The organism is Sphingomonas glacialis (assembly GCF_014653575.1).
Taxonomy (GTDB): Bacteria; Pseudomonadota; Alphaproteobacteria; order Sphingomonadales; family Sphingomonadaceae; genus Sphingomonas; species Sphingomonas glacialis.
This window is the reverse complement of record NZ_BNAQ01000002.1, coordinates 1-25,162: the sequence shown is the minus strand read 5'-3', so window position 1 is coordinate 25,162 and position 25,162 is coordinate 1. Positions and strand designations below refer to the sequence as shown.

Genomic DNA, 25,162 nt, shown 5'->3' with positions numbered 1-25,162 from the left:
CGCTTCTAACCCTTGGCTGTTACCCAAGGCGGTGATGTTCCACGACACCGCCCTCGCGCGCGCTGCGCGCGCCGCCGATCCGCGACCGGCCTCGGCGGTGAGCACCGGCTGCGGGCTCGCCGGGCTGGTCGGGCTGTTCGCCTGGGTGGCGGTCGCGCGCACTGTCGGGATGGACGGCCCCTATGCTGCGCTCGTCAATATTGCGGCGTGCGCGCTGCCGATGGTGGTATGGGCGGTGCTGGTCGACAAGGTGCATCGCCGCGCTTCGACCGGGATCGACTGGTCCGCGCCGAAGCCGTGGCGCGAGACGCTGGACCTGTCGCTGACCAAGCTTGCCGGGCTGTGGCTGACTTGGGCCGGAATTGCGCTGATCTATGGCACCGGGCGTTTCTATTGGAGCTACCAATGGGGCGGCTTTCCGTTTGCGATGCAGTGCTTCGGCATCGCCGCGCCGGTGGTGTTTCTCGGTTCGATCGTCTACATCCCATGGCTCGATCGTCGGCTCGAACAGCCCAAGGACGGTTGCTGGGCGCTCGGCGCATGGCTGATGGGCCTAGACGAGCCGATCGACCGCGAGGCGATCTACAACCATCTGCGCAGCTGGGGCGTGAAGGCGTTCTTCCTCGCCTTCATGCTCGCGGTGGTGCCGCCCGGCTTTGCCGGCTTCATCCGCGGCAATGTCTCGGAGGTGCTGCATAATCCGGTCGCGCTCGCCAATTGGCTGATCGGCTTCATGTTCGTGATCGACTGTGCGTTCGCGACGGCGGGCTATATCCTGACGTTCCGCCCGCTCGATTCGCATATCCGCAGCGCCAACCCGTTCGCCGCGGCATGGATGGCGGCGCTGATTTGCTATCCGCCGTTCACGTTGATGGCCGATAACGGGCCGCTCGATTATCATCCCGGCACCTATGGCGCCGACGGCTGGTCGACCTGGTTCGCCGGGCATCCCGCGATCCTCATTCCGATTGGCGTGGTGCTGATCGGCCTCACCGCGATCTATGCCTGGGCGACGGTGGCGTTCGGCTTCCGCTTCTCGAACCTTACCAATCGCGGGATCCTGACGCACGGGCCGTATGCCTTCTCGCGGCATCCGGCCTATCTGTCGAAGAATTTGTTCTGGTGGATCTCGACGATCCCGGTCCTGACGACGGGGTCGTTCGTCGACGCGGCGCGGGCGACGATCCTGATGGGGGTGGTAAGCGGGGTGTATTACTGGCGCGCCAGGACCGAGGAGCGGCATCTCGGGATGGACCCGGATTACCAGGTCTACACGCAATGGATGGCACGCAATGGCGCGGTGCCGCGGTTTTTTGGCTGGGTGACGGGTCGCAAATAGTCGTCGCCCCGGCGGCGGCCCCGGCCTCCGCCGGGGCGACGCAAGATCAGAACCGCAGCTCGTCGTAGACCTTCGAGATGTCGCCGCCCCAGACGCCGTGATATTTGTCGAGCAGCACCTGCGCCGGCACCTTGCCGCTGCGGACGATCTCGCGCAGCGGATCGAGGAAGCCCGTCTCGTTGCTGCCGCCCGCGTCGAGCCGCGCGCGCGCGCTCAGGCCCGCGCTCGAAATGTCGACGACCTGGCCCGCAATGTCGCGCAGCGTGCGCCCGCCAGCCACCGGCGCATCGAGCCCCATCTTGGGTACCGCATCGCGCAGCGCCTGGCGCTCGTCGATCGTCCAGTCCTTGACCAGATCCCACGCCGCATCGAGCGCACCCTGATCGTAGAGCAGCCCGACCCACAGCGCCGGCAGCGCGCAGATCTTGTTCCACGGCCCGCCATCGGCGCCGCGCATCTCGAGGAAGGTCTTGAGCCGCACCTCGGGGAAGGCGGTCGAGAGATGGTCGGTCCAGTCGTCGAGGGTCGGCTTTTCGCCCGGGAGCACCGACAGCTCGCCCTTCAGGAAGTCGCGGAACGACAGGCCCGCGGCGTCGATATATTTCCCGTCGCGGTAGACGAAGTACATCGGCACATCGAGCGCATAGTCGGTGTAGCGATCATAGCCGAAGCCGTCCTCGAACACGAACGGCAGCATGCCGGTGCGCGCCGGATCGGTGTCCGACCAGATGTGGCTGCGATACGACAGCATGCCGTTGGGCTTGCCCTCGGTGAAGGGCGAGTTGGCGAAGAGCGCCGTCGCGAGCGGCTGGAGCGCGAGGCCGACGCGGAGCTTCTGCACCATATCGGCTTCGGACGCGTAATCGAGGTTCACCTGGATCGTGCAGGTGCGCAGCATCATGTCGAGCCCCATCGAGCCGACGCGCGGCATGTGGCGCAGCATGATCGCATAGCGCCCCTTGGGCATGATCGGCAGCTCGGCGCGCGTCTTGTCGGGCCACATGCCCAGGCCGAGGAAGCCGATCCCGAACTTCTCGCCGATCGCCTTGACCTGTTCGAGATGCCGCCCCGTTTCGGCGCAGGTCTGGTGGAGGTTTTCGAGCGGCGCGCCCGACAGCTCGAACTGGCCGGCGGGTTCGAGGCTGATCGAGCCGTCGCTGCCCGTCATCGCGATGACGTTGCCGCCTTCGGTGACCGGCGCCCAGCCGAATTCTTCGAGCGCCTTCAGCAGGTCGCGGATGCCGCCCTGTTCGGTGTAGCTCGGCGCGTGATGGTCGCTGTCGGCATAGACGAACTTCTCATGCTCGGTGCCGATGCGCCAACGGTCGGCGGGCTTTTCGCCGCGCGCGAAGCTAGCGACGAGCTGGTCGCGCGATTCGATCAAGGGCGAGCGTTTGATGGTGTCTGGGCGCGTTGTCATGCTCGCGCCTTAGCGCTGCGATGGCCCGCCCGCCAGCAGGTTTCGAATGACTACCAATCCCCTCGGGATGCCATCCAGATCGCGACCGCCGCCGCCGCAGCGGTGTCGGCGCGCAGGATCCGCGGACCGAGCCCGATCGCAACCGCGCCCGGCACCGCGCGGATCGCCGCGCGCTCGTCCTCGTCGAAGCCGCCCTCGGGTCCGATCAGGATCGCGGCCGAGGCGGGTGCGCCGCGCATCGCCTCGAGCGCAGGCGCGCCGCCGGTCTCGTCGGCGAAGAACAGCGCGCGGCCCTGCGGCCAATCGCGCAGCAAGGCGGTGAGCTTCACCGGCTCGGCGAGCTCTGGCACCGCGGTGCGCCCGCATTGCTCGGCCGCCTCGATCATGTGCGCACGCAAGCGCTCGCCGTTCAGACGGTCGACCACGGTGCGCCGCGTCAGCACGGGGATGAGCCGCGCGACGCCGAGCTCGCACGCCTTCTCGGCGACCCAGTCGATCCGGCCTTTCTTGATCAGCGCCGCGCAGAGCCACAAATCGGGCACGCTCTCGGGCTCGCGGAGCTGCGCGGTGACGTCGAGCATCAGCTCGCGCTTGGCGACGCTCGCCGCGACGCCGAGCCATTCGCCCGAATGGCCGTCGAACAGCTTGACCGGATCGCCGGGCTTCATCCGCATCACGGCGCCGAGATAATGCGCCTGCGGCCCGTCGATGCGCAGCGGGCCTACGCCCAGCGGGGTCTCGACGAACAGGCGCGGGGTCGATTGCGGGGGCCAGGCGGGGGTAGCGGGCATGGCGGCGTGGTAGGGGGTCGGGGGGTGGTTTGCTAGAGGGATTGCCGGGCGCGTGGGGTGGCGCTTGGCTCGATTGACCCGAAGACGGGTGTCTACATCAGCGATCGATTCCGTTTTTGCGGCAATGCAGTCGCGCAGGCTTGAAGATCTAAGAGAGCAGGGCTGCTGAAGGTAGAACAGCAAACCTCGCTCCACCGTTACCGCTCGGGCGGTCTCGCGGGTCTAAGAATGCCCCCGGTCATCCTGCCGTCGGCGTCGAGTGCCGCCGACATCAACACCGCACCGTTGGCGAATACCAGATCGTAGGCGTCGTCGCCCCGCGGGCCCCGCTCGCGAAACGTCACCGACTTCAGCGCGCCGAGCGATTTGAACATGGGATGCGTCATGGGGAGATCCCCGCGTACGAGGTCGGCGAACCGGGGAGCGAGCTTGTCATAGTCGGGGGCGCCTCTCGCCAGACCGGCGACGAGGCGCCGGACCGCGGCCTCGGTACCAGGATTCTGCACCGTGTTGGCGGGGCCTTTGCCAATCGGTTGGAGAAGGCCCCCGACCATCCTGCCGTCGGCGTCGAGCGCCGCCGACATGAGCACTGCGCCGTTTGCGAACACCAGATCGTAAGCGTCGTCGCCCTGCGGGCCACGCTCGCGAAACGTTACCGACTTCAGCGCACCGAGCGATTTGAACATCGGATGGGTCATGGGCAGATCGCCACGGACGACCTCGGCGAAGTGCGGTGAGAGCTTTTCATAGTCGGGAGCGCCGCTCGCCAGCCCCGCGACCAGGCGCCTCAAAGCAGCCTCGGTGTCGGCAGCCTGCACCGAATTGGGTTCTGCGCGCGCTGCTATCGGAACTCCAGTTGACGGGCCTGCCTGCCCAGCAATGGCACCGGACGACTGCGCCCAAAACATTAAGGCTGCTGCTGCTGCGAAAAAGCTCATGAGAACTGCTCCCGAGACGACATATGTGAGGTGCCGCCGCATCCACGCTGTCGCGTTTCCTGGGGTGGCATCGGAGCCGCCTTCATCTGGCCCGACATCCCCCGGCGGAAGCTCCGACGAGTCGGGTCCCAGCCGACCGTACTGCTCTAATGACGCTACGAGCTTCGCAGCTTCGAGCGACGAGGACAGGCCGAGCTTGGCGCGGGCCATCTTCAACCGCTTCTCCACAGCGTGAGGAGAGATACCAAGATCGATCGCCATTTGCTTCGCCGTCTGATGGTTCAGACAGCGTTTTAGGCATTCCCTCTCGGCCATTGTCAGGCGCAGGATCGCTGCCCGCGTGCTGTCGTCTATCGCATCTATCCTCATGCCGGCCAACGTAGCGTTTTAAGAGGCAATACCAACAGCCGCTGTCTGGTACCCTATCCCCTTATCCCAGCAATCTTAGGCAGATCAGCCTCAATTTGCAGCCTAGAAGGTTCGCATTCTAAATGGGTGTGCGCAAAAGCTGTTTGTCGCCTAAACGCCCCATGCGGCCAGTACGTCTCGCCCGAGATTACCGCCGACGCCACACCGCGCGCACGCCGAGCGCCACCACGCCGAGCGTCAGCGCCGCCAGGATCGCCCAGCCGGCCATCACGCCGATGCCGCGCGCGAGTGCCCAGAGCAAGGCTTCGAAGAACCGTCCGATCGCGACGGAGAGATGTACCATGCTGTCCGCCTGTTTGTCCGGTCCGGGAGTGGGATGGCGCAGTATCGCGGCCGACCATGGCGAAGTCGAGGCGGCTGTCCCTCGCGGTATGCGGACCGAGCCTTCGCACAACAGCGTTTCCGCAATCTTTCCGCGCGCGTATGAGCGGGTGCCATGACCTCCGCTGATCGCCTCCCCGCCGACCTCACCCCCGATACCGAGCATCGCGGCCTCGTCGGGCTGCTCCCTGCCGCCGCGCGGCCGTTCGCGCTGCTCGCGCGGTTCGACCGGCCGATCGGGTGGTGGCTGTTGTTCTGGCCGGGGGCGTGGGGTGTGGCGCTCGCAGGCGGCGCGGTGACGCGCTGGGAACTGATCCTCTGGCTGTTGCTCGGCAGCATCGCGATGCGCGGGGCGGGGTGCGTGTTCAACGATATCGTCGACCGCGATCTCGACCGGCAAGTCGCGCGCACGCGCAGCCGTCCGCTGGCGAGCGGGGCGGTGTCGCTCAAGGCGGCGTGGGTGTGGCTGGTGCTGCTCAGCTTGATCGGGCTGGTCGTCTTGCTGCAGCTCAGCCTCTCTGCAGCGGTGGTTGCGGTGGCGAGCCTTGCGCCCGTCGCCGCCTATCCCTTCATGAAGCGGATCACCTGGTGGCCGCAGATCTGGCTCGGGCTGGTCTTTTCGTGGGCGGCGCTGGTGGGGTGGAGCGAGGTCACGGGCGCACTGAGCGCGCCGGGGCTGCTGCTCTATGCCGGGTCGATCTGCTGGGTGGTCGGCTATGACACGATCTATGCGCTGCAGGACCGTGAGGACGATGCGCTGATCGGCGTGCGATCGTCGGCGCTGCGGATGGGGCGGCGGGTGCGGCTGGGCGTCGGGCTGTTCTATGCGGCGGCGCTGGTGCTGTGGGCGGCGGCGATCTGGGTGTTGCGGCCCGATGCGCTGGCGCTCGTCGCGTTGCTGCCGGTGGCGGGGCATTTCGTGTGGCAGGTGGCGACGCTGGCGCCCGACGATGGCGCGGGGGCGTTGCGGCGGTTTCGCTCGAACCGGTTTGCCGGGCTGCTGGTGTTTCTGGCGTGCGTCGTCGTCGGGACGCCGTGGCCGTATTGACCTACGTCAGTCACCCTCGCTTTCGCGGGGATGACGGGGGTGGGGTCGTGCCGCGGAGGCTTCGCCCGGTCCGAAGCGCCGGAGCGGGCATCGAGCCCGCTCCGGCGCTGCCCCACCCCCAGCCCCTCCCCTGAAGGGGAGGGGAGCAGCGAAGGTTGCACGCGTGGCCGCCCGCACCTAAGTCCGCAGCTATGCTGACCCCAGACCAAGCCCGCGATCGCGCCGCCGATATCGTCACTCGTGCCAAGGCAGCGGGCGCCGACGCGGCCGATGCGGTCTATGCCGCCGATACCTCGCTCGATGTGGCCGTCCGGCTTGGTGCGCTCGAGGATGTCGGGCGATCGGAAAGCGCCGAGCTCGGCCTGCGCGTGTTCGTCGGCAAGCGCTCGGCGAGCGTCTCGACCTCGGACCTGTCGGTCGATGCGCTCGCCGCGCTGGTCGAGCGCGCGGTGGCGATGGCGCGCGAGGCGCCCGAGGACGCCTGGGCCGGGCTCGCCCCCGCCGACCGGCTGATGCACGGAGCGCCGCCGCTGCTCGATCTCGACGATCTCGCGCACGGCGGCGAGGAAGCCTCGCCGACCGCGTTGCGCGATGCGGCCCAAGCGGCGGAGGATGCCGCGCGTGCGGTCCCCGGCGTCACCAACAGCGAAGGCGGATCGGCGAGCGCGGCGCGCTCGATCTGGGCGCTTGCCACCAGCCACGGTTTCGCCGCGGCCTATGCCACGACCGGCTATGGGCTGTCGGCGAGCGTGCTCGCCGGCGAGGGCGGCGCGATGGTGCGCGATTACGCCTATAGCTCGAAGCGCCACCGCCGCGCGCTCGAGGACCCGACCGAGATCGGCACGCGCGCGGGCAACCGTGCGGTCGCGCGCGTCAATCCCGGGCGGCTCGCGAGCGGTCCGATGAGCGTGGTGTTCGATCCGCGCGTCGGGTCGAGCTTGCTCGGGCATCTGATCGGCGCGATTGCGGGCCAGGCGATCACGCGCAAGACGAGCTTCCTGCTCGATGCGCTCGGCACGCAAGTGTTTTCGAGCGGCGTCACCGTGCTCGACGATCCGCATCTGCCGCACGGGCTGCGCTCGCGGCCGTTCGATGGCGAGGGGCTGCCGGTGTCGCCGATGGCGATCATCGAGGCGGGGATGCTCGAGAATTGGCTGCTCGACAGCGCATCGGCGCGGCAATTGGGGCTCGAGCCGACGGGGCACGCCGCGCGCGGTGTCGGCGGGGCGCCGGGCGTGTCGACGAGCAATCTCCATATGGCGGCGGGCGACCTTCCGCCTGAGACGCTGATCGAGGATATCGTGAGCGGCGTGCTCGTCACCGAGCTGATCGGGATGGGCGTCAACGGCGTGACGGGCGACTATAGCCGCGGTGCGGCGGGTTTCCGGATCGAGAATGGCGTCGTCACCGGGCCGGTCGCGGAATTCACGATCGCGGGCAATTTGAAGGACATGTTCCGCGAGCTGACGCCAGCAAACGACCTCGAATTCCGCTACGGGATCAACGTCCCGACGATCCGGATCGATGGGATGACGGTGGCGAGTGGCTGACGCAAAACTCGCCGATGCGGTGGCGGCGGTCGCGGCCGAGGCGGGCGCGCTCGCGCTGCGGCATTGGCGGACCGATTTCCATCGCTGGGAAAAGGCGCCCAACGATCCGGTCAGCCAGGTCGATCTCGACGTCAACACGCTGCTCCATGCGCGGCTCTCGGCGCTGTTGCCCGATGCGGGATGGCTGTCCGAGGAGACCGCCGACAATGCCGACCGGCTGGCCTGCGGGCGGGTGTGGGTGGTCGATCCGATCGACGGCACGCGCGACTATATCCGCGGGCGCGATGGCTGGGCGGTGTCGGTTGCCTTGGTCGAGCAGGGCCGCGTGACAATCGGCGTGCTCGATGCGCCCGCGCGCGGCGATATTTTCCGCGCGGCCTTGGGCCAGGGAGCGACACGCAATGGGGCGCCGATCCGCGTTGGTGACCGGCGCGAGTTCATCGGGTCGCGCGTCCCGACCGACGGTTTGCCCAAGGTGGACAGCGATCTGGTCGTGGTCGCCAAGCCCAATTCGATCGCCTTGCGGATCGCGATGGTCGCGGCGGACGAGGCCGATCTCGTGGCCACCCTGCGCTGGGGCTATGAATGGGACATCGCGGCGGCGGCACTGATCGCCGCCGAAGCGGGCGCCAGCGTAACCGACGCGTTCGGCGCGCCGCTCGTCTTCAACACGCCGAGTGCGCAGGCGTTCGGCGTGCTTGCGACGACCCCCGGCATCCACGCCGCCGCGGTCACGCGGTTGCGCGATCGCGCGCGGAGGTTGTCGGCGTGAGGCGGTTTGGCCCGGCGCTGTTGGTAGGTGCCGTCGCGCTCGTGCTGACCGCCTGTTCGTCGGGCGACGACAAGGAAGCGCGCCGTCGCTCCGCCGGGCCTTCACCTTCGCCCGCGGCGCTGTTGCGCGTCGCGAGCGCGTCGGCGGGCGAGACGGTGTTCGGGCAGTGCAGTGCGTGCCATTCGATCGGCCGCGACGCCGCCGACCGGAGCGGGCCGAACCTGTTCGGGGTGATGGGCGCCGAAGTCGCCAACCGCCGGCCGCGCTTTCCCTATACCGGCGCGCTGCAAGCGTTCGGCGGGCGCTGGACGCCCGAGCGGATGGATGCCTGGCTCACCAACCCCAAGCGGCTGGTGCCCGGCACCGCGATGGGGTTTGCCGGGCTGGCCGATCCGCTCGATCGCGCCGACGTGATCGCCTATCTGCAGACGCAGCACTGATGGTGGCGCCCGTTACAGCGAGCGCCCGATCAGCTCCTTCATGATCTCGTTGGTGCCGCCGAAGATCCGCGTGACGCGCGCCGCGCGCCACGCGCGCGCGATCGGATATTCGTTCATATAGCCCGCGCCGCCGTGGAGCTGGAGGCAGGCGTCCATCACTTCCCATTGCAGGTCGGTGTGCCACAGCTTGGCCGCGGCGCCTTCCTCGTTGGTGAGCTCGCCCTTCAAATGCCGCGCGATCGCCCAGTCGAGATGCGCCCAGCCGACCTGTAGCTTGGCCTTGAGATCGGCGAGCACGAAGCGCGTGTTCTGGAAATCGAACACCATGCCGGCAAAGGCTTTGCGCGTCTTGGTGAATTCGACCGTCTCGTCGAACGCCTTTTGCGCCGATGCCTGCACCGACACCGCGATCGACAAGCGTTCCTGCGGCAGCTGGCTCATCAGATAGATGAAGCCCTTGCCCTCTTCGCCGAGGCAATTTGTCATCGGCACGCGGACGTCTTCGAAGAACAGCTCCGAGGTGTCGGCGGCTTCCTGCCCGATCTTGTCGAGCTTGCGGCCCTTGCTGAAGCCTGCCCGGTCACTTTCGACGAGGATGATCGACATGCCCTTCCAGGCGGGCTTGGCGTCGGGATCGGTCTTGGCGACGACGAGCGTCAAATCGGTGTTCTGGCCGTTGGTGATGTAGGTCTTCGAGCCGTTGATGACGTAGTGGTTGCCGTCCTTCTTCGCTGTCGTGCGGATCGCCTGAAGATCGGACCCGGTACCCGGCTCGGTCATCGCGATCGCGGTGATCACGTCGCCCGACACCATCTTGGGGAGCCACTGCGCCTTCTGCTCTTCGGAGCCATAGTTCTCGATATAGCCAGCGACGATGTCCGACTGGAGCGAAAAGCCCGCGGGGACGCCGTTATACGCCATCTCCTCGTCGACGATCGCATTGTAGCCGAAATCGAGCCCGAGCCCGCCATACGCCTCGGGCGCGGTCGGGCAGAGCATGCCGATCTCGCCCGCCTTGCGCCAGAAATCCTTGGGGACGAGGCGGTCCTCCTCCCACTGCGTGACGTGCGGCACACCTTCCTTCTGGAGGAATTGGCGGACGGTCTGGCGGAACGCCTCATGATCCTCGGTATAGGCAAAGCGGCCGGCGACGGTGTCGAGCGAGGACATTTCGGACTCTCCTAGGTTTCACGTTGCAACGCGTTTTTTGACGGTGTGCGGTGTCTTTACGCGAGCGTCAATCCCTGGCGTCATCCGCACGAAAGCGGGATTCCCGCTTTCGCGGGAATGACGAAGGGGGCTATGGTCGGCGAAATTGTAGGAGAGCGCATGTGAAACTGGCCAGCCTCAAATCCGGGCGTGACGGCAAGCTCGTCGTCGTATCGAACGATCTCGCCTGGTACGCCGATGCCGGCCACATCGCGCCGACGCTGCAGGCGGCGCTCGACGATTGGGACCGCGTGCTGCCCGATCTGCAGAACCTCGCGATCGACCTCGAGCATGAGACGATCCCGATGCAGCGCTTCCACGAACACAAGGCGGCGGCGCCGTTGCCGCGCGCGTATCAATGGGCCGATGGCTCGGCCTATGTGAACCACGTCGCGCTGGTGCGGCAGGCGCGTGGTGCCGAGATGCCCGAGACCTTCTGGCACGATCCGCTGATGTACCAGGGCGGGTCGGACGGGTTCCTCGGGCCGCGCGACGCGATCCCGCTCGCCGACGAAAGCTGGGGCTGCGACTTCGAGGGCGAAGTCGTCGTCGTCACCGGCGACGTCGCGCAGGGCGCGAGCCGCGAAGAGGCGCTGGAGGCAGTGCGGCTGGTAGGACTGACCAACGACGTCTCTTTGCGCAACCTCATTCCGGGCGAGCTCGCCAAGGGTTTCGGGTTCTTCCAGTCGAAGCCGGCGAGCGCCTTCTCGCCGGTGTTCGTCACGCCCGATTCGCTCGGCGACTGGTGGCAGGAGGGCAAGCTCCACCGCACGCTGATGGTCGATCTCAATGGCGCGCCGTTCGGGCGCGTCGCGGCGGGGGCGGACATGACCTTCGATTTCGGCACGCTGATCGCCCACGCCGCCAAGACGCGCGCTCTGGGGGCGGGGACGATCGTCGGGTCGGGCACCGTGTCGAACCGCGACGCCGATGGCGGGCCGGGCAAGGCGATCAGCGCGGGCGGCGTCGGCTATGCGTGCCTGGCCGAGCTGCGCACGGTCGAGACGATCGTTGGCGGCGCGCCGAGCACGGGGTTCCTCAAGGCCGGCGACACGGTGCGGATCTGGGCCGAGGACGACAAGCATCATCCGATCTTCGGGGTGATCGAGCAGACGGTCGGCGGCGCAGCGTAAAGCGCAAGGTGTCTGCCCCCCTCCGTGCGCGTCGGCGAGGGGGGCTTCGACGGGCTCAGCCCGAACGGGCAGGGGCGGCGTCCTGGCAAAGGCTGCGCGAGATCAGTGCGCGCGGGTCGGCGTTTCGATCCGCTCATACGGGAGCAGCAGCGGTTGCTCCCCGGTCGTCCCCCGCCATGCCGTAATGCCGTAGACGCTCGCGAGCGCTGCGTCGGTCAGCACGGCATCGGGCGTTCCGTCGGCGACGAGCCGCCCACGGTCCAGCAGCAGCAAGCGATCGCAGAAACGCGCCGCGATCGACAGATCGTGCAGCACCACGACGATCAGCGCGCCACCGCGGGCCTGAGCGCGGAGCAGCGCCATCACGTCGAGCTGATGTCCCGGATCGAGCGCGGTGAGCGGCTCGTCGGCGATCAGCGCCGGCGCGCCCGTCGCAAGTGCGCGCGCGAGCATGACGCGCGCGCGCTCGCCGCCCGACAGATCGGTCGCGGTGCGGTCGGCGAGATGCGCGGTGCCGGTATCGCGCAAAGCGGCGTCGATCGCGGCCTGATCGAGCGCACTAATTCGCGAGAAGGGCCCGAGATGCGGCAACCGCCCGAGCCCGACGAGCCGTGCCACGCTGAGCGGCCAGTGCAGCGCATAGGCTTGCGGCAGATAGGCGATGTGGCGCGCGATCTCGGCGCTGCCGAGCGTCGCTACGTCGGTGCCGTCGATCGTCACGCGCCCCGCCGCGGGCGGCAGCAGCCCGAGCAGCGCGCGCGCCAGCGTCGATTTGCCCGCGCCGTTGGGGCCGATCACGCCGATCAGCGCGCCGTGCTCGAGCGTTACGTCGACCGCGTCGAGTACGCGGCGTCCGCCGAGCTCGACCGACAGCGCCTGGGTCGCGATCGTCACCACAAGCGGCGCTCCCGCAGCAGATAATGGAGAAACACCGGCACGCCGAGGAACGCGGTCAGCACGCCGAGCTTGAGCGGCGCCGACGTCGGAACGAGTCGCGTGCCGAGATCGGCGAGCGTCAGCAGCGCCGCGCCGGCGAGCGCCGAGGGGATGAGGATCGCCGACGGGCTGCGATCGGTACGCGGGCGGACGAGGTGCGGGACGATCAGCCCGACGAAGCCGATGCTCCCGGCGATCGCCACGACGCCGCCGATCCCGATCGCGATGCCGAGCATCAGCCGCAGCCGGACACGCGCGAGATCGACGCCGAGCGTGCGCGCCGCATCCTCGCCGAGCGACAGCGCGTCGAGCGCGCGCCCGTCCCATAAGAGCAGCGTCATGCCGATCACGACGCACGGCAGCGCGATCCAGACATCGCCGAAGCTGCGATCCTCGAGACTGCCGAGCAGCCAGGTGGTGATCTCCATCGCCGCGAACGGATTGGGCGCGAGGTTGAGCGCGAGGTTGATCCCCGCGTCCGACACGGTCGCGACCGCGACACCTGCGAGGATCAGGCTCAGCGTGCTTTCGCCGCGCCGCGACAGCCACATCAGTGGGAGCAGCGACAGCAAGGCGCCGGTGATCGCGAGCAGCGGCAGCACGAACGGATGCGCGGTCGCCAATTGCCAGTAGATCGCGATCACCGCGCCGAGTGCCGCGACACCCGACACGCCGAGCACCCCCGGATCGGCGAGCGGATTGCGCAGATAGCCCTGCATCGACGCGCCCCCCATGCCGAGCATCGCGCCGACCAGCAGCCCGAGCAAGGCGCGAGGCAAGCGGAGCTGGAACAGGATCGCGCGGACGATCGGATCGCCGTGGCCGGTCAGCGCGGCCCACAGCGCGGCGAGCGACAGCTGCGCCGGCCCGACGAGCAGCGAGGCGATCCCCGCGACGATCGCGAGCGCCAGCAGCAGCGGGAGAAGCCACACGGCATTGCGCGCGGGCAGAAGGTTCGGCACGGCAGACCTCGCTCAGGATCGGTCGGGCCCGTCGCGCATGGTCGGGGCGCCTCGTCCCAGCCGTAGCCGGGCGGCGAGCGAAAGCGAAGGAAATCGAACGTGCGGAGCTCTCGGATCGTGCTGGCGCTGACGAGCTTCGTGCTGCTGGGCGCGGCGCGTCCCGCACCGGTGCCACGGCGGATCGTCTCGCTCAATCTGTGCGCCGACCAATTGCTCGTCGGGTTGGCGGATCGGGGCCAGATCGTCGCGCTGACCGAATGGGCGCGCGATCCCGAGCTTTCGGCAATCGCCCGGCAAGCGCGCGACCTGCCGTTCACGCATCGCAGCGCGGAGGAAGTGATGGCGCTGCGGCCCGATCTGGTGATCGGTGCGCCGTTCCAGACGCGCGCGGTGCTCGCGCCGCTCAAGGCGCAGGGGCTGACGCTGCTCGAGCTGCCGCGCGGCGAGGGGGTGGCGGCGATCGAGGCGTCGATCACCACGCTTGCGGCGGCGGTCGGCCATCCCGAGCGCGGCACGCGGATGATCGCGCGGATGCGGCGCGCGCTCGCGGCGGTCGGGCCGCCGCCGGGGCGGCGGCGCGTCGCCGCTTATTATCAGCGGCAGGGGTATCTCACGGGGACGGGGACGCTCGTCGACGAGATGTTCCGCCGTGTCGGGCTGGTCAATCTGGCGAGGCGGCTCGGGCGGCCGGCGCTGTCGCAGCTGTCGCTCGAGGAGATGGCGCTCGCGCGGCCCGATTTCCTGATCCTCGAGACGGGCACGCGCGCGGTTGCCGATCGCGGGACGGCGGCGTTGCATCATCCCTTGCTCGATACCGCGGTGCCGGCGGCACGGCATCTGTATATCGAGCAGGCGCAAACCGTGTGCGGCAGCCCGGCGTTTGCCGATGCGGTCGCGTCGCTTGCCGCGCAGGTGCGGGCGGTGGACCGGGCAGCGGCGCGGCGGCGCTGACGCTGCGCCGCGCCTTGTCACCCCGGGTTAGTCCCGGGGTTCACCGGGAGGCCAAGCCTGTTCCCGCAGCTATCGCGGCACGGTGGGCCCCGGCACAGGGCCGGGGTGACGTGGGGGGAGCTCCTAGAACTCGATTCCCTTTTGCGCCTTCACGCCCTGCTCGCGGAAGGGGTGCTTCACCAGCGTCATCTCGGTGACGAGATCGGCCATGTCGATCAGCGCTTGGGGCGCGTTGCGGCCGGTGACGACGACGTGCGTGTCGGCGGGCTTCGCCGCGAGCACTTCGAGCACTTCCTCGACCGGGAGATAGTCGTAGCGCAGGATGATGTTGAGCTCGTCCGCCACCACCATCGCATAGGACGGGTCGGCGATCATCCGCTTGACCTCGTCCCAGCCTTCGCGCGCGACCGCGATGTCGCGCGCGCGGTCCTGCGTGTCCCAGGTGAAGCCTTCGCCCATCGGCTTGAACTCGATCAGGTCGGGGAAGCGGTCGAACACCGATTTCTCGCCCGTCTCCCACGCGCCCTTGACGAACTGGATGACGCCGACCTTCATCCCGTGGCCGATCGCGCGGACCACCATGCCGAGCGCCGCCGAGGTCTTGCCCTTGCCGTTGCCGGTGTGGACGATCAGCAGGCCCTTTTCCTGCGTCTTGCTTTCGACGAGCTTGTCGCGCGCGACCTTGATGCGCGCCATCTTGGCATTGTGCTCTGCGTCGGTCCGTTCGGCCATCAGGGTGCTCCGGGGGATGAGATGCGGATCGGGTACCGCATCGCGGCGCGCGACGCCAAAGCCAAAGCGTGCGCGCCGTTGCGTTCACCAGCTGCCGCGATCGTCGTCGTCATCGCCGCAATTGTTGATCACGACATTCTCCTCGCCGCCGCCGCCAAAGCCTTCCGGGCGCTTCGTGACGCGGATTTCATCCGGGCGGCTAGGTGACCCACGGCAAGGTGACGCCGAACGCTGTCGCGATCGCCGTCGCCACGCCGATCGCCGCGAGGCAGGCCGCCCCGAACACGATCGGGCGCGAGCGCGCGATCAGCGCGATCGACAGCAGGACGATCGCGAGCTGGAGTGCGGTCTCGCCGAGTTCATAGCCTTCGCCGGCGCGCGCGGCATGCGCGCCTTCCGCGCGCAAGGCATCGCCCTTGGCCTGGAGTTGGCCGATGCCGTGGCCCGCTGCGTCGGGCGCCCGAAGGCGAGCGGCCTCGGCGGCCCAGTCGCGCCGATCGGCGGGAGCGCCACCGCCGCCGTGCGCGGCGGTCTTGAGCACCGTCTCGCGCACGATTTTGGCTTGCATATAGGCGAAGGTGTCCGACGCCTCGATGCCCTTCAACAGGCTTTCGCGCGCGCTGCCCGCCGCCGCCATGTGGATCACCGCCAAGCTGACCGCAAACCCGCCGACCATCAGCGACACGTGGTCGCGGAAGGTGCGTTCTGCGGCGCGCTCGACCCGCTCGCCCGCGTCGCGTTCGGCCTCGGCGCGCTCGATGGCGTCGTCGATCAGTTCTTTTGCGTCGACAGCTTCGACCATGAGACGGTTCCGGGTGAGAGCGAAGCCGTGCCTTCTACGAGCAATGCGCCGCGCGACCCGCGTGAATTCGCTGTCATGATCGAGCGCGCCGACATTCTGCAACAATCGCGCTGGAAATCGCCGAACACGTCGCTTATAGGCCTGCGCTTCGCCGAACGGGTGCGGGTGCACCGCCTCGATCGGCCAAGCGGGCGTGGTGAAATTGGTAGACGCGCGGGACTCAAAATGGCGTTTAGCCTAACAAACCGTCCAAAAAACATCGGAAAATCAACAATTTATCGTTAGGCGATCAGCCCAAAAACCCTTACACATGTCTTACACAGTTTGGGTTCTTTGATATGCCGGTTGAGACCCATGTTTTGATGGATGGAGCGCTTCACGTCTATCGACGTGAGAACAGCCGCTACTGGCAATGCTCGACTTACCTTGGCAGTCTGAATCATAGACAGACAACCAAAGAGGTCAATCTTGCGGCCGCCAAGGACTTCGCCCGCGACTGGTACATGGAGCGGTGCGTCGAGGATCGCCAACGCCGACGCGGTGGCGCTCCTTTGCTGGACAACCCTGTCCAGCTCCTCGTCGCGGGTCCCGGCGCGTCGACCGATGGTCGGCGTCGGCGAACGCCCACTGGTCCTACCTTCGGCGATGCCGCCAATGCGTTCACTAGCGAATTCGAGGTCATCACGCTTGGTGAGCGCAATGCCGAATATGTGAAACAGAAGTCGGATCACGTCCGCGTTCACCTCCTGCCGTTCTTCGGCAAGTTTGCTCTTGGCGACATCAACGCGGGCACGGTTCAGGAATATCGTGTTCATCGGCAGACGTCGCGGCTCGACCCCAAAACTGGCAAGCCGAAGAAGCCCGCCCGTGCGACGTTGCACGGCGAGGTGGTAACGCTGCGCCAAGTGCTGAAGACAGCCAATCGCAAGGGCTGGATCGACGCGCTTCCCGACATGTCGGCACCCTACAAGACGTCGGGCAAGGTCGAACACCGCGCGTGGTTCTCGCCGGAGGAATACAAAATACTCTATGAGGCGACGCGCGAGCGGGCGAAGAACCCACCGAAGGAGCGCTGGCGCGAGGTCTGCGAAACCTTCCACGATTATGTGCTCTTTATGGGCAATACCGGGTTACGACCCGACGAGTCTGCTCGTCTTCAGATGCGCGACGTCAAAATCGTGCAGGATGAATCGACCGGCGAGCGCATCCTGGAAATTGAGGTACGCGGCAAGCGCGGGGTTGGATTCTGCAAGTCGATGCCGGGGGCGATCCTGCCGTTCGAGCGGGTCCGAAAGCGCAAGCAGCTAAAGCCGACCGATGTCATATTTGGGAAGACGCCGCGCGAGCTGATGAACACCGTGCTCGAGGAGCTCAATCTGAAATTCGATCGCGATGACCATATCCGGACCTGCTACAGCCTCCGGCACACTTATATCTGCCTGCGCTTGCTCGAAGGCGCAGACATTTACCAGGTCGCCAAAAACTGCCGCACAAGCGTCGAGATGATCGAGAAATTTTACGGACGACATCTGAAAAACAACATCGACGCGTCGGCGGTCAATGTTCGCAAAGCCAAGCCGAAACCGATCGCCGCTCGCAGAAAGGTCACGAAACCCGCGACGTGACGCGCGGTGCTCGCCTTTGGCGTTGCGCCAAAACTTGGCTGCGCTATAGGCAACTGCGTCGCGGGCGTGGTGGAACTGGTAGACGCGCTGGATTCAAAATCCAGTTCCGAGAGGAGTGTGGGTTCGATTCCCACCGCCCGCACCATCCAATTTTGCAGGTTCCGCAAAGCCCACCGCACGTGGGCAGGAACCTGCATCAGCGGAGCGCTTTGGGCTGGACGGCCCGCGTTCCGCTGCGCGAAATGACAACCGAAGGATGTTGTCATGCTGGCACTTGGCAGACCATCCGGGATGCAGCCATCGCCACAAATCGACGTCGCGAAGCGTCAATCCGGGTCACCTGAGTGATTGGCTATCGCTTTATCAATCATAATTAGCCTATATCATGATCGATAGAAGGGCGTCCTATCGATCATGCGCTGGAATTGGCAGCTTCCCGACTGGCCTGAATTCCGCTTCGATGCGGATCGCATCCGCGCGTCCGAAGAGCAATTCCTGAAAGGCTCCGGTGTCGTCATTGGCGCGCTACACCACCTCGCCTCCGATGAGCGCGATGGCCTGACCATCGAGCTCATCTCGCAGGAGGTTGTCGATAGTTCTGCCATTGAAGGCGAGATCCTCGACCGCGCCAGCGTCCAGTCGTCGCTCGCGCGGCATCTGGGCTTTGCCGCCGACCAGCGCCGCGCAAGCGCGGCGGAGGCCGGGGCCGCCGAACTTATGGCCGATGTTTATCGCAACCATGCCGCGCCGCTTGATGACGGAACTCTGTTCGCCTGGCATGCGATGCTGATGAACGGTCGCCGCGACATCGCCGATGTGGGGCGTTACCGGACTCATGAAGACGCTATGCAGATTGTCTCAGGCGCGCTTCACGCGCCGCGTGTGCATTTCGAGGCGCCTCCGTCTGATACCGTCCCGATGGAAATGGCTCGGTTCATTGCGTGGTTCAACGACAGCGTGCCGTCGTCACCAAACCCACTTCCTGCCATCACCCGTGCCGCAATCTCGCACCTGTGGTTCGAGAGCATCCATCCCTTTGAAGACGGCAATGGTCGGATAGGGCGGGCGATTGCTGAAAAGGCATTAGCCCAAAATCTCGCTGCCCCGACGTTGACGGCACTCGCGGAAACTATCCATCGCCACCGCAAAGCATATTACGCCGCGCTCCAGCTTGGCAGCCAGAGCAACGACATCGATGCTTGGCTGACGTGGTTTGCCGATATTGTCATTGAGGCGCAGGCACGAACGATTACTCGCATCCGCTTCCTGGTCGACAAAACGCGCCTGCTCGATCGCTTGCGCGGCGAGATCAACGAACGGCAGGAAAAAGCCTTGCTCCGCATGTTCCGCGAAGGACCGGATGGTTTTGCGGGCGGTTTGAGCGCCGAAAATTATCGGACGATAACCGATGCTAGCCTTGCCACTACGACGCGCGACTTGGCCGATCTTGTCGAGAAAGGGGCGGTGATCCGCTCCGGCGAGCGGCGTTATGCGCGTTATCGTCTTTCTGTTGCCGAGGGTGTTGATTCCAAGTGAAACGAACACCCTGTTTGTCGATTGCGAGTAATGTCGTTCGACGGCTAGATATGCCCCGTGTCAGATAACGATCATATCCAATCCTTCATTTCCGAGTGGGCGCTGACCGGCGGCTCCGAGCTCGCGAATACGCAAAGTTTCGTCAACGGCCTTTGCGGCCTGATCGGTGTCGATCCGCCGAAGGGCAGCCGCACTGATGACACCCACAATGACTATGTGTTCGAGCGCCGCGTCTTCCAGAAGGAGGCCGATGGCACCGAAAGCTTTGGTCGGATCGACGCCTACAAGCGGCATTGCTTCGTCCTTGAAGCCAAGCAAGGCAGCGATGCTGACCGCAAGGCTGCCGAACAGGGAGAGGCCGATCTCGACATTTTCGGCCAGACCGCCGCCGTCCGCTTCAAGCGCGGCACGGCCAGACGCGGCACGCCGACCTGGTCAAAGGCGATGGTCGAAGCGCGAGGTCAAGCTGAGCGCTATGCCAAGGCATTGCCCATCGATCACGGCTGGCCGCCTTTCCTGCTCGTCACCGATGTCGGTCACTGCGTCGATGTCTACGCAGATTTCAGCGGGACGGGGAAACAATACACGCAATTCCCCGATGCTGCGCGCTTCCGCATCGCGCTGGACGATTTGCAGGACGAGGATGTCCGTGCCCGGCTAGCGTCGATCTGGACCGACCCGCTCAGTCTTGACCCATCAAAGGAAGCGGCGCGCGTCACCCGCGAGATTGCCGGGCATCTGGCGGAACTGTCCAAGCGCCTCGAAACGCGCGAACAGAACCCGACCCGCGTCGCTGATTTCCTGATGCGCTGCCTGTTCACGATGTTTGCGGAGGACGTCCGGCTCATCCCCGAAGGCAGCTTCACTGATTTCCTGACCCGGATGCAGAAACGCCCGGAGAATTTCGCGCCCAATTTGTCGTCGCTGTGGCAGGCGATGGATAAAGGCGGCCTGGCCGGGGTGCTGGGCGAAGCGGGCGAGACGGTGCTGCGCTTCAACGGCTACCTGTTCAAGGATACCACCGCGATTGCGCTGAACGCCGACGAGATCGGCCTGTTGATCGAGGCGTCGAAGCACAAGTGGAACCATGTTGAACCCGCGATCTTCGGCACGCTGCTGGAGCGCGCGCTGGACGGCAAGGAGCGCGCCAAGCTCGGCGCGCATTACACGCCGCGCGCCTATGTCGAGCGGTTGGTGATGCCGACGATCATGGAGCCGCTGCGTGCCGATTGGGCCGGGGTGCAGGCCGCCGCCGGCCAGTTGATCGAGGCGGGCAAGGCGGACGAAGCGCACGGCGTGATCGAGAAATTCCATGCCCAGCTTGCGCAGACCAGGGTGCTCGATCCCGCCTGCGGCACCGGCAATTTCCTCTATGTCGCGCTCGCGCGGATGAAGGAGCTGGAAGGCGAAGTGATTGGGCGGCTCGCCGAACTCGAACCTGAGGGCGAAAAACAGTCGGTAGCGGAACTGAGCGGCCACACCATCACGCCCGAGAATTTCCTGGGGATCGAGATCAATCCACGCGCCGCGGCGATTGCTCAGCTCGTGCTATGGATCGGCTATCTACAATGGCATTTTCGGGTGAACGGTGAGGGCAAGGTGCCGCCCGAACCGGTGCTGCGCGATGTGAAAACCATCGAAAATCGCGATGCGCTGATCGACTATGATTCGAAAGTGCTGGAACGTGACGAGCAGGGAAAGCCGCTCACCCGGTGGGATGGCGAAACGATGAAGGTCCATTCGGTGACGGGTAAGAAAGTGCCCGATGAGTCGGCGAGAGTGGAAGTTTATCGATACATCAGACCGCGAGCCGCCAAGTGGCCCAAGGCCGATTTCATCGTCGGAAACCCGCCATTCATAGGCAACAAAAGGATGCGTAAGCGTCTAGGTGACCTATATTGCCAAGCCGTTCGAGCGGCTTGGCCCAAGGTCCCCAAGAGTGTCGATATTGTGATGTATTGGTGGGAGCGCGCCGCCGAACTCACTAGCGCTGGCATATCTCGATCGTTCGGTCTCATCAGCACAAACAGCATCAAGCAGATTACAAACAGGACCGTAATTGTGAAGTGGCTGGGTGCTAAAAAGCCAATTAGTCTTGTTTACGCGATCCCTGATCATCCGTGGCGAGATGAGGAGACTGATGCGCAGGTTAGAATGGCGATCACTGTCGCGGCTAGAACCAAGTCGCAAGGCCGATTGGCAGTAGTCACATCCGAAGTGCGCGGTGCCGACGGATTGGCCAAAGTAGATTTGACGGAGGCAATTGGCACCGTACATGCAAACTTGAAACTCGGAGCTGATGTTGCGAGTGCCACGCCGCTCAAATCGAATTCGAATATGTCATTCATGGGTGTGATCCCATCCGGTCTTGGCTTCCGGCTGACCGAAGACGATTTGAACCAGCTTGGCCTTGCCCGACAGGAGGTGGCTAAGGTTGTGCGCGAGTATCTCGTTGGGAACGAGCTGACTGATAACAAGCCTGCCGGACTAATAATCGATTATAACGTCTCCGACGAGGCGCAAGCCAAAGCCGCGTCACCAGTACTGTTTCAGTTTGTTTGGAATCGGCTCAAAGAGTCTCGTGCCGCGCGATCCGGCGATACCGCTGACTCGCAGCAGTATGCGAAGGAATGGTGGCGTTTTGCCAAGCCTCGACCGGAAATGCGAGCGGCCTTAAGCGCACTTGGGCGTTATGTTGCTACGACCGAAACGTCGAAGCATCGTTGGTTTACCTTCCTGCCTGAGAGCATTTTACCGGACCAGAAAATTCGCGTCGTGGCCTCTGACGACGCTTACATCTTGGGCATTCTCACAAGCCGAGTTCATGTGGCATGGGCTGATGCCACGGGCGGCAGGCAGGGCGTAGGAAACGATCCGGTTTACAACAACACGACCTGTTTCGATCCATTCCCTTTCCCAGCAGACGTGCCCGAACCGTTCAAAGCTCGCGTCCGCGACGAGGCCGAATCGCTCGATGCGCTGCGCAAGAGAGTCCTAGCCGATCACGCCGACCTCACCCTGACCGGCCTCTACAATGTATTGGAGGCGCTTAAGGCGGGTCGCCCGCTGAACGACAAGGAACGCGACATTCATGATCGTGGGCTGGTTACGCTCATTCGCCAGCATCATGATGCCATCGATAGCGCCGTCGCCGAAGCCTATGGCTGGCCCGCCGACCTTAGCGACGAAGACATACTCTCCCGCCTAGTCGCGCTCAACCAGGCCCGCGCCGCTGAAGAGGCCAAGGGCCTGATCCGCTGGCTTCGTCCAGAATTCCAGGCGCCAGGAGCGACTGCCCCGCAGGTCAACGCAACGCTCGACCTTGGCGACGCTCCGGCCGCCGCGCCCGCAACCGTCATTCCCTGGCCAAAAACGCTCGCCGAGCAAGTCAGCACGGTCGCCGCAATTCTCGCCGCATCGCAGACACCCCAGCATCCCAGCCAAATCGCCCGCGCCATTAAAGGCACCAATGCGAAGGGGGTGGCACCGGTTCTCGATGCCCTGGCGGCAATTGGTCAGGCGCGGAAGCTGGCTGACGGGCGCTTTGCGGTATAAAATCAGAATGCGAGAGAAAGTCCGCACATGACGTCGCTCAGGCCCAACATTGTGAAGCGCATCGACCGGCTGCCAAAGCCGAAGAACGTGACTGCGGCAATGCAGCCGCTCTTTGAGGCTATCAGCAACGCCATCCATTCCGTGCAGAACCGGTTCCCGGAGACCGTCGGCCATGATGGGAAAATCCACGTCACCGTGAACACCAATCGCAACAAGGATCAGGTGTGGGCGACGGTGGAAGACAATGGCCTTGGCCTGGATGAGAAGAATTGGGATGCCTTCACCGAAACCGACACAGACAACAAAATTTCGATTGGGGGAAAGGGCGTCGGTCGGCTTCTATGGCTGGATTGCTTTCAGAAAATCAGCGTGGTCAGCACGTTCAAAGCCAAGAGCGGGATGGAGCGCCGCTCATTCGATTTCGTGCTGAAGCAAGATAATCAGATTCAGAACGAGAAAGTCGAACCGGTCGGATCTACCGATAGCCCGTCATTCTTCGTTCGCTTCGATGGGTTGCGGGATAATGGCTATCTGTCGAATTTTCCGGGCCGCGACAGCTTCGTTTTTCAGCATCTGACTTCGCATTTTCTGCCCACATTCATCGGCAAAAGATGCCCCCAAATTTCGGTTTATGTGGGTGACGAGACCCGTCACTATCCAGCCGAGATCGACAATATTGTTCATCGCAAAGTTGCGGATATTCGGCTAAAAACCGATGATTATGGCCTGTTGCTCCTGACGTTGATGGAATGCGACAAGGTGGCCAGCGCCGACCTCAAAGGGCATCATTTCGTCCACTTTATTGCCCATGACCGCACAGTCCAATCGCAAAGCATCGACGGCAAGCTCGGCTTGAAATATTTTGGCGATGACGGCGACCGAGTGTTTCATGCGATTTTGACCGGCGAATACCTGGACAAGAATGTGAACCAAGAGCGGACGGCGTTCATGTTTGAAGATGTCGTCTTGGACCGCATCATCAATGACGTTTGCACCACGCACATCGAGGAGTTTCTGAAAGCGCCCCTTGAAAAGCTCGGCGGCGAGCAGCGCGAGAAGATCGAACAGATCACCGAGAGCTATCCGTCGGTTGCCTTCGGCGATACCGAGGAGCTTCAGGCCAAGATCCCGTCCGGCGAACTGAAGGAGGACGCCATCTATGGGCATCTTGCCCGCGAGCGGTTTCGGCGAGATCAGCGGCAGGCCGAAAAAATCAAGTCTGTTCTCAGCCGATTGAGGGGCGGCGAGGCGGATGCCGCCACGTTCGCCGCCGCCATAACGGACGCCGGCAAGGCGATCGAAGACGCCGAACAGCGCAGTCTCGCAGAGTATATCGTGCGCCGGAAAGTTGTTCTCGATTTCATCGAGATACTCTTGGAAAAAGTCCGGGACGATACGCGGGACAGCTCGTATCAGCGTGAAGACATCCTCCATTCGTTCATTTGTCCGCTGCGCGTGAACACGATTGAGGATGGCTCCAAAAAGGTTGAATCGGCATCGTCTCACGATCTCTGGATCATCGACGAACGGCTTACCTTCGCGCAGTATTTCAGCTCGGACGTCGAGTTTTCTACGTTGTCGCAGGCTATCGAAAGCGACGAGCGGCCCGACGTGCTGATTTTCGATTATGTCCACGGTTTACGGCAAACCGAGGAGCCGTCGAAAGTCCTTTTGGTTGAGTTCAAAAGACCCGGTCGGACCAACTACGCTGACAACGAAAACCCGCAATCACAAGTCGAACGCTATGTCCGCAAGTTGCAGGGCGGAGGGTTGAGTGACGTAAAAGGACGACCTATCAAACTCGATGATCGCACGGTTTTCCATTGTTTCATTGTTGCAGATATTGTCGGCAAACTCGACGAGTGGACATATTCTTGGCAGCACACGGCAGATGGCAGGGGCCGCCTCTACCAGCCACAGAGCGGATTCCGCGGTTCGATAGAGTTGATTGGATGGGATGCGCTTTTGGGCGACGCGCGGGCGCGTAATCAGGCATTTTTTGATCGTGCCGGGATTTCAGGCAAGAGTTACTTTAGTCCAGATTGATCGCCTGCGGGCAAGCCGTACCGCGCTCTATTACGCGTTCCCGGCTGCACGAGCTCGCTTGACAGTTTCCGGCGTTGAACGGCTTCCTAGAGCGGTTTCCGTTCATTCAGGTTCATAGCCATGCTTGATGATCGGATGATCTCAGCCCATCGGCCTTATAGAAATCAGAATGTGAGCGGCTCGATCTTATCCGCACCGAACCAATGTTTGAGTGTGTCGAGGGCGGCTGGCGATAATGTCTGGGTAAATAGCACCGCAAGCCGCTTCTTGGGACGCGAACATACGACGTAGAACAGGTTGCGGTTTCGCTCGAAGGCATCCTGTTTCGCTGCGGGGATCGCGGCCGCGCCAGCCAGCTCAAGCATCTCGCCAAAATTATAGCGATTCCACCCGCGCCCGACGACGACCAGGACGTTCTCGAACTCCGCGCCCTTCACACCGTGCTTCGTTTCAAATGGCGAGTGGCCGTCATGATAGGCCCGGAGCGCCTTGATTTCCGAATAGGGCACGTCACGCAACTTCTCGATTTCGACAAGCGCCGGAGGCATTTCAGAGGTGGCTCGGTTCATTTGAACAGCTCGACGCGATTGCTAAGTGGGGCGTCCGCCGGTTTCATGCCGCTGCGAG

At 64.5% G+C, this 25,162-nt stretch carries 23 protein-coding genes and 1 tRNA gene; 14 read left to right on the top strand and 10 right to left on the bottom strand.

Translation table 11 applies throughout. From position 1 onward, the window contains the following. Positions 1-34 precede the first annotated feature (34 nt). On the top strand, positions 35-1,339 hold the full coding sequence (locus IE187_RS06780; RefSeq protein ID WP_189675629.1) for a methyltransferase family protein: 1,305 nt from the start codon (positions 35-37) through the stop codon (positions 1,337-1,339). A 46-nt stretch (positions 1,340-1,385) separates the two neighbouring features. Here IE187_RS06780 and IE187_RS06775 read toward each other — a convergent pair whose 3' ends face one another. From IE187_RS06775 to IE187_RS06760, 4 genes are all read right to left on the bottom strand, one after another. Next, complete coding sequence (locus IE187_RS06775; protein ID WP_189675628.1) at positions 1,386-2,759, bottom strand: glutamate--cysteine ligase; 1,374 nt, start codon at positions 2,757-2,759, stop codon at positions 1,386-1,388. A gap of 50 nt (positions 2,760-2,809) precedes the next feature. Beyond that, on the bottom strand, positions 2,810-3,550 hold the full coding sequence (locus IE187_RS06770) for a 16S rRNA (uracil(1498)-N(3))-methyltransferase (protein ID WP_189675627.1): 741 nt from the start codon (positions 3,548-3,550) through the stop codon (positions 2,810-2,812). Between the two features lie 197 nt (positions 3,551-3,747). Continuing rightward, entirely contained in the window at positions 3,748-4,857 is a 1,110-nt protein-coding gene (locus IE187_RS06765; RefSeq protein WP_229839279.1) for a helix-turn-helix transcriptional regulator, read from the bottom strand. A 187-nt stretch (positions 4,858-5,044) separates the two neighbouring features. Beyond that, positions 5,045-5,200: a hypothetical protein gene (locus tag IE187_RS06760; RefSeq protein ID WP_165954434.1), complete on the bottom strand. Its 156-nt coding sequence runs from the start codon at positions 5,198-5,200 to the stop codon at positions 5,045-5,047. Positions 5,201-5,353: 153 nt separating this feature from the next. Here IE187_RS06760 and ubiA point away from each other — a divergent pair, with 153 nt between their 5' ends. The 4 genes from ubiA to IE187_RS06740 all read left to right on the top strand — a co-directional run bounded on the left by ubiA (position 5,354) and on the right by IE187_RS06740 (position 9,048). Next, entirely contained in the window at positions 5,354-6,286 is a 933-nt protein-coding gene (gene ubiA / locus IE187_RS06755; protein ID WP_189675625.1) for a 4-hydroxybenzoate octaprenyltransferase, read from the top strand. 191 nt (positions 6,287-6,477) lie between these two features. Continuing rightward, positions 6,478-7,836, top strand: a complete 1,359-nt coding sequence (locus tag IE187_RS06750) for a TldD/PmbA family protein (RefSeq protein ID WP_189675624.1) — start codon at positions 6,478-6,480, stop codon at positions 7,834-7,836. Next, positions 7,829-8,608: a 3'(2'),5'-bisphosphate nucleotidase CysQ gene (locus IE187_RS06745; RefSeq protein WP_189675623.1), complete on the top strand. Its 780-nt coding sequence runs from the start codon at positions 7,829-7,831 to the stop codon at positions 8,606-8,608. Before IE187_RS06750 ends, IE187_RS06745 begins: the two co-directional genes overlap by 8 nt. Then, complete coding sequence (locus IE187_RS06740) at positions 8,605-9,048, top strand: c-type cytochrome (RefSeq protein ID WP_189675622.1); 444 nt, start codon at positions 8,605-8,607, stop codon at positions 9,046-9,048. The genes IE187_RS06745 and IE187_RS06740 overlap by 4 nt, the downstream gene beginning before the upstream one ends. Positions 9,049-9,060: 12 nt before the next feature. Here the strand turns inward: IE187_RS06740 and IE187_RS06735 are convergent, their stop codons facing one another. Beyond that, positions 9,061-10,218, bottom strand: a complete 1,158-nt coding sequence (locus IE187_RS06735) for an acyl-CoA dehydrogenase family protein (protein ID WP_189675621.1) — start codon at positions 10,216-10,218, stop codon at positions 9,061-9,063. Between the two features lie 161 nt (positions 10,219-10,379). On the opposite strand from IE187_RS06735, the gene IE187_RS06730 reads away from it, so the two are divergent. Beyond that, positions 10,380-11,390: a fumarylacetoacetate hydrolase family protein gene (locus tag IE187_RS06730; RefSeq protein WP_189675620.1), complete on the top strand. Its 1,011-nt coding sequence runs from the start codon at positions 10,380-10,382 to the stop codon at positions 11,388-11,390. A gap of 102 nt (positions 11,391-11,492) precedes the next feature. On the opposite strand, the gene IE187_RS06725 is transcribed toward IE187_RS06730, so the two are convergent. Next, entirely contained in the window at positions 11,493-12,287 is a 795-nt protein-coding gene (locus IE187_RS06725; RefSeq protein WP_189675619.1) for an ABC transporter ATP-binding protein, read from the bottom strand. Next, positions 12,281-13,288, bottom strand: a complete 1,008-nt coding sequence (locus IE187_RS06720) for a FecCD family ABC transporter permease (RefSeq protein WP_189675618.1) — start codon at positions 13,286-13,288, stop codon at positions 12,281-12,283. The genes IE187_RS06725 and IE187_RS06720 overlap by 7 nt, the downstream gene beginning before the upstream one ends. A gap of 99 nt (positions 13,289-13,387) precedes the next feature. Between IE187_RS06720 and IE187_RS06715 the strand changes: the two genes are divergently transcribed. Continuing rightward, positions 13,388-14,239, top strand: coding sequence for an ABC transporter substrate-binding protein (locus IE187_RS06715; RefSeq protein WP_189675617.1), 852 nt, complete (start codon positions 13,388-13,390; stop codon positions 14,237-14,239). A gap of 123 nt (positions 14,240-14,362) precedes the next feature. Here the strand turns inward: IE187_RS06715 and cobO are convergent, their stop codons facing one another. Continuing rightward, entirely contained in the window at positions 14,363-14,971 is a 609-nt protein-coding gene (gene cobO, locus IE187_RS06710) for a cob(I)yrinic acid a,c-diamide adenosyltransferase (RefSeq protein WP_189675616.1), read from the bottom strand. A 21-nt stretch (positions 14,972-14,992) separates the two neighbouring features. Between cobO and IE187_RS06705 the strand changes: the two genes are divergently transcribed. After that, positions 14,993-15,178, top strand: a complete 186-nt coding sequence (locus IE187_RS06705; RefSeq protein ID WP_189675615.1) for a hypothetical protein — start codon at positions 14,993-14,995, stop codon at positions 15,176-15,178. Here IE187_RS06705 and IE187_RS06700 read toward each other — a convergent pair. Beyond that, a complete protein-coding gene (locus tag IE187_RS06700) occupies positions 15,171-15,773 on the bottom strand; it encodes a DUF4337 family protein (protein WP_189675614.1) in 603 nt (200 codons plus the stop codon). The two genes, IE187_RS06705 and IE187_RS06700, sit on opposite strands and share 8 nt — an antisense overlap. Positions 15,774-15,848: 75 nt before the next feature. On the opposite strand from IE187_RS06700, the gene IE187_RS06695 reads away from it, so the two are divergent. The 6 genes from IE187_RS06695 to IE187_RS06670 all read left to right on the top strand — a co-directional run bounded on the left by IE187_RS06695 (position 15,849) and on the right by IE187_RS06670 (position 24,535). Beyond that, complete coding sequence (locus tag IE187_RS06695; RefSeq protein ID WP_189675613.1) at positions 15,849-16,058, top strand: hypothetical protein; 210 nt, start codon at positions 15,849-15,851, stop codon at positions 16,056-16,058. 53 nt (positions 16,059-16,111) lie between these two features. Next, positions 16,112-17,398, top strand: coding sequence for a site-specific integrase (locus tag IE187_RS06690; RefSeq protein ID WP_189675612.1), 1,287 nt, complete (start codon positions 16,112-16,114; stop codon positions 17,396-17,398). A 60-nt stretch (positions 17,399-17,458) separates the two neighbouring features. Continuing rightward, positions 17,459-17,543, top strand: a tRNA-Leu gene (locus IE187_RS06685). Between the two features lie 269 nt (positions 17,544-17,812). Beyond that, a complete protein-coding gene (locus IE187_RS06680; protein ID WP_189675611.1) occupies positions 17,813-18,934 on the top strand; it encodes a Fic family protein in 1,122 nt (373 codons plus the stop codon). 57 nt (positions 18,935-18,991) lie between these two features. Continuing rightward, the gene (locus IE187_RS06675) at positions 18,992-22,489 is read left to right on the top strand and encodes a class I SAM-dependent DNA methyltransferase (RefSeq protein ID WP_189675610.1); all 3,498 of its coding nucleotides are present in this window, start codon (positions 18,992-18,994) and stop codon (positions 22,487-22,489) included. Between the two features lie 51 nt (positions 22,490-22,540). Then, a complete protein-coding gene (locus IE187_RS06670) occupies positions 22,541-24,535 on the top strand; it encodes an ATP-binding protein (RefSeq protein WP_229839278.1) in 1,995 nt (664 codons plus the stop codon). Positions 24,536-24,699: 164 nt separating this feature from the next. Here the strand turns inward: IE187_RS06670 and IE187_RS06665 are convergent, their stop codons facing one another. Continuing rightward, the gene (locus IE187_RS06665; RefSeq protein WP_229839277.1) at positions 24,700-25,104 is read right to left on the bottom strand and encodes a hypothetical protein; all 405 of its coding nucleotides are present in this window, start codon (positions 25,102-25,104) and stop codon (positions 24,700-24,702) included. Positions 25,105-25,162 lie beyond the last annotated feature (58 nt).

Coding starts and splice junctions, on each gene's coding strand:
- IE187_RS06780 (WP_189675629.1), top strand. CDS start 35: ATGTTCCACGACACCGCCCTCGCGCGCGCTGCGCGCGCCGCCGATCCG.
- IE187_RS06700 (WP_189675614.1), bottom strand. CDS start 15,773: ATGGTCGAAGCTGTCGACGCAAAAGAACTGATCGACGACGCCATCGAG.
- IE187_RS06750 (WP_189675624.1), top strand. CDS start 6,478: ATGCTGACCCCAGACCAAGCCCGCGATCGCGCCGCCGATATCGTCACT.
- IE187_RS06765 (WP_229839279.1), bottom strand. CDS start 4,857: ATGAGGATAGATGCGATAGACGACAGCACGCGGGCAGCGATCCTGCGC.
- IE187_RS06680 (WP_189675611.1), top strand. CDS start 17,813: ATGCGCTGGAATTGGCAGCTTCCCGACTGGCCTGAATTCCGCTTCGAT.
- IE187_RS06775 (WP_189675628.1), bottom strand. CDS start 2,759: ATGACAACGCGCCCAGACACCATCAAACGCTCGCCCTTGATCGAATCG.
- ubiA (WP_189675625.1), top strand. CDS start 5,354: ATGACCTCCGCTGATCGCCTCCCCGCCGACCTCACCCCCGATACCGAG.
- IE187_RS06695 (WP_189675613.1), top strand. CDS start 15,849: ATGATCGAGCGCGCCGACATTCTGCAACAATCGCGCTGGAAATCGCCG.
- IE187_RS06705 (WP_189675615.1), top strand. CDS start 14,993: ATGCGGATCGGGTACCGCATCGCGGCGCGCGACGCCAAAGCCAAAGCG.
- IE187_RS06735 (WP_189675621.1), bottom strand. CDS start 10,218: ATGTCCTCGCTCGACACCGTCGCCGGCCGCTTTGCCTATACCGAGGAT.
- IE187_RS06665 (WP_229839277.1), bottom strand. CDS start 25,104: ATGAACCGAGCCACCTCTGAAATGCCTCCGGCGCTTGTCGAAATCGAG.
- cobO (WP_189675616.1), bottom strand. CDS start 14,971: ATGGCCGAACGGACCGACGCAGAGCACAATGCCAAGATGGCGCGCATC.
- IE187_RS06760 (WP_165954434.1), bottom strand. CDS start 5,200: ATGGTACATCTCTCCGTCGCGATCGGACGGTTCTTCGAAGCCTTGCTC.
- IE187_RS06770 (WP_189675627.1), bottom strand. CDS start 3,550: ATGCCCGCTACCCCCGCCTGGCCCCCGCAATCGACCCCGCGCCTGTTC.
- IE187_RS06690 (WP_189675612.1), top strand. CDS start 16,112: ATGCCGGTTGAGACCCATGTTTTGATGGATGGAGCGCTTCACGTCTAT.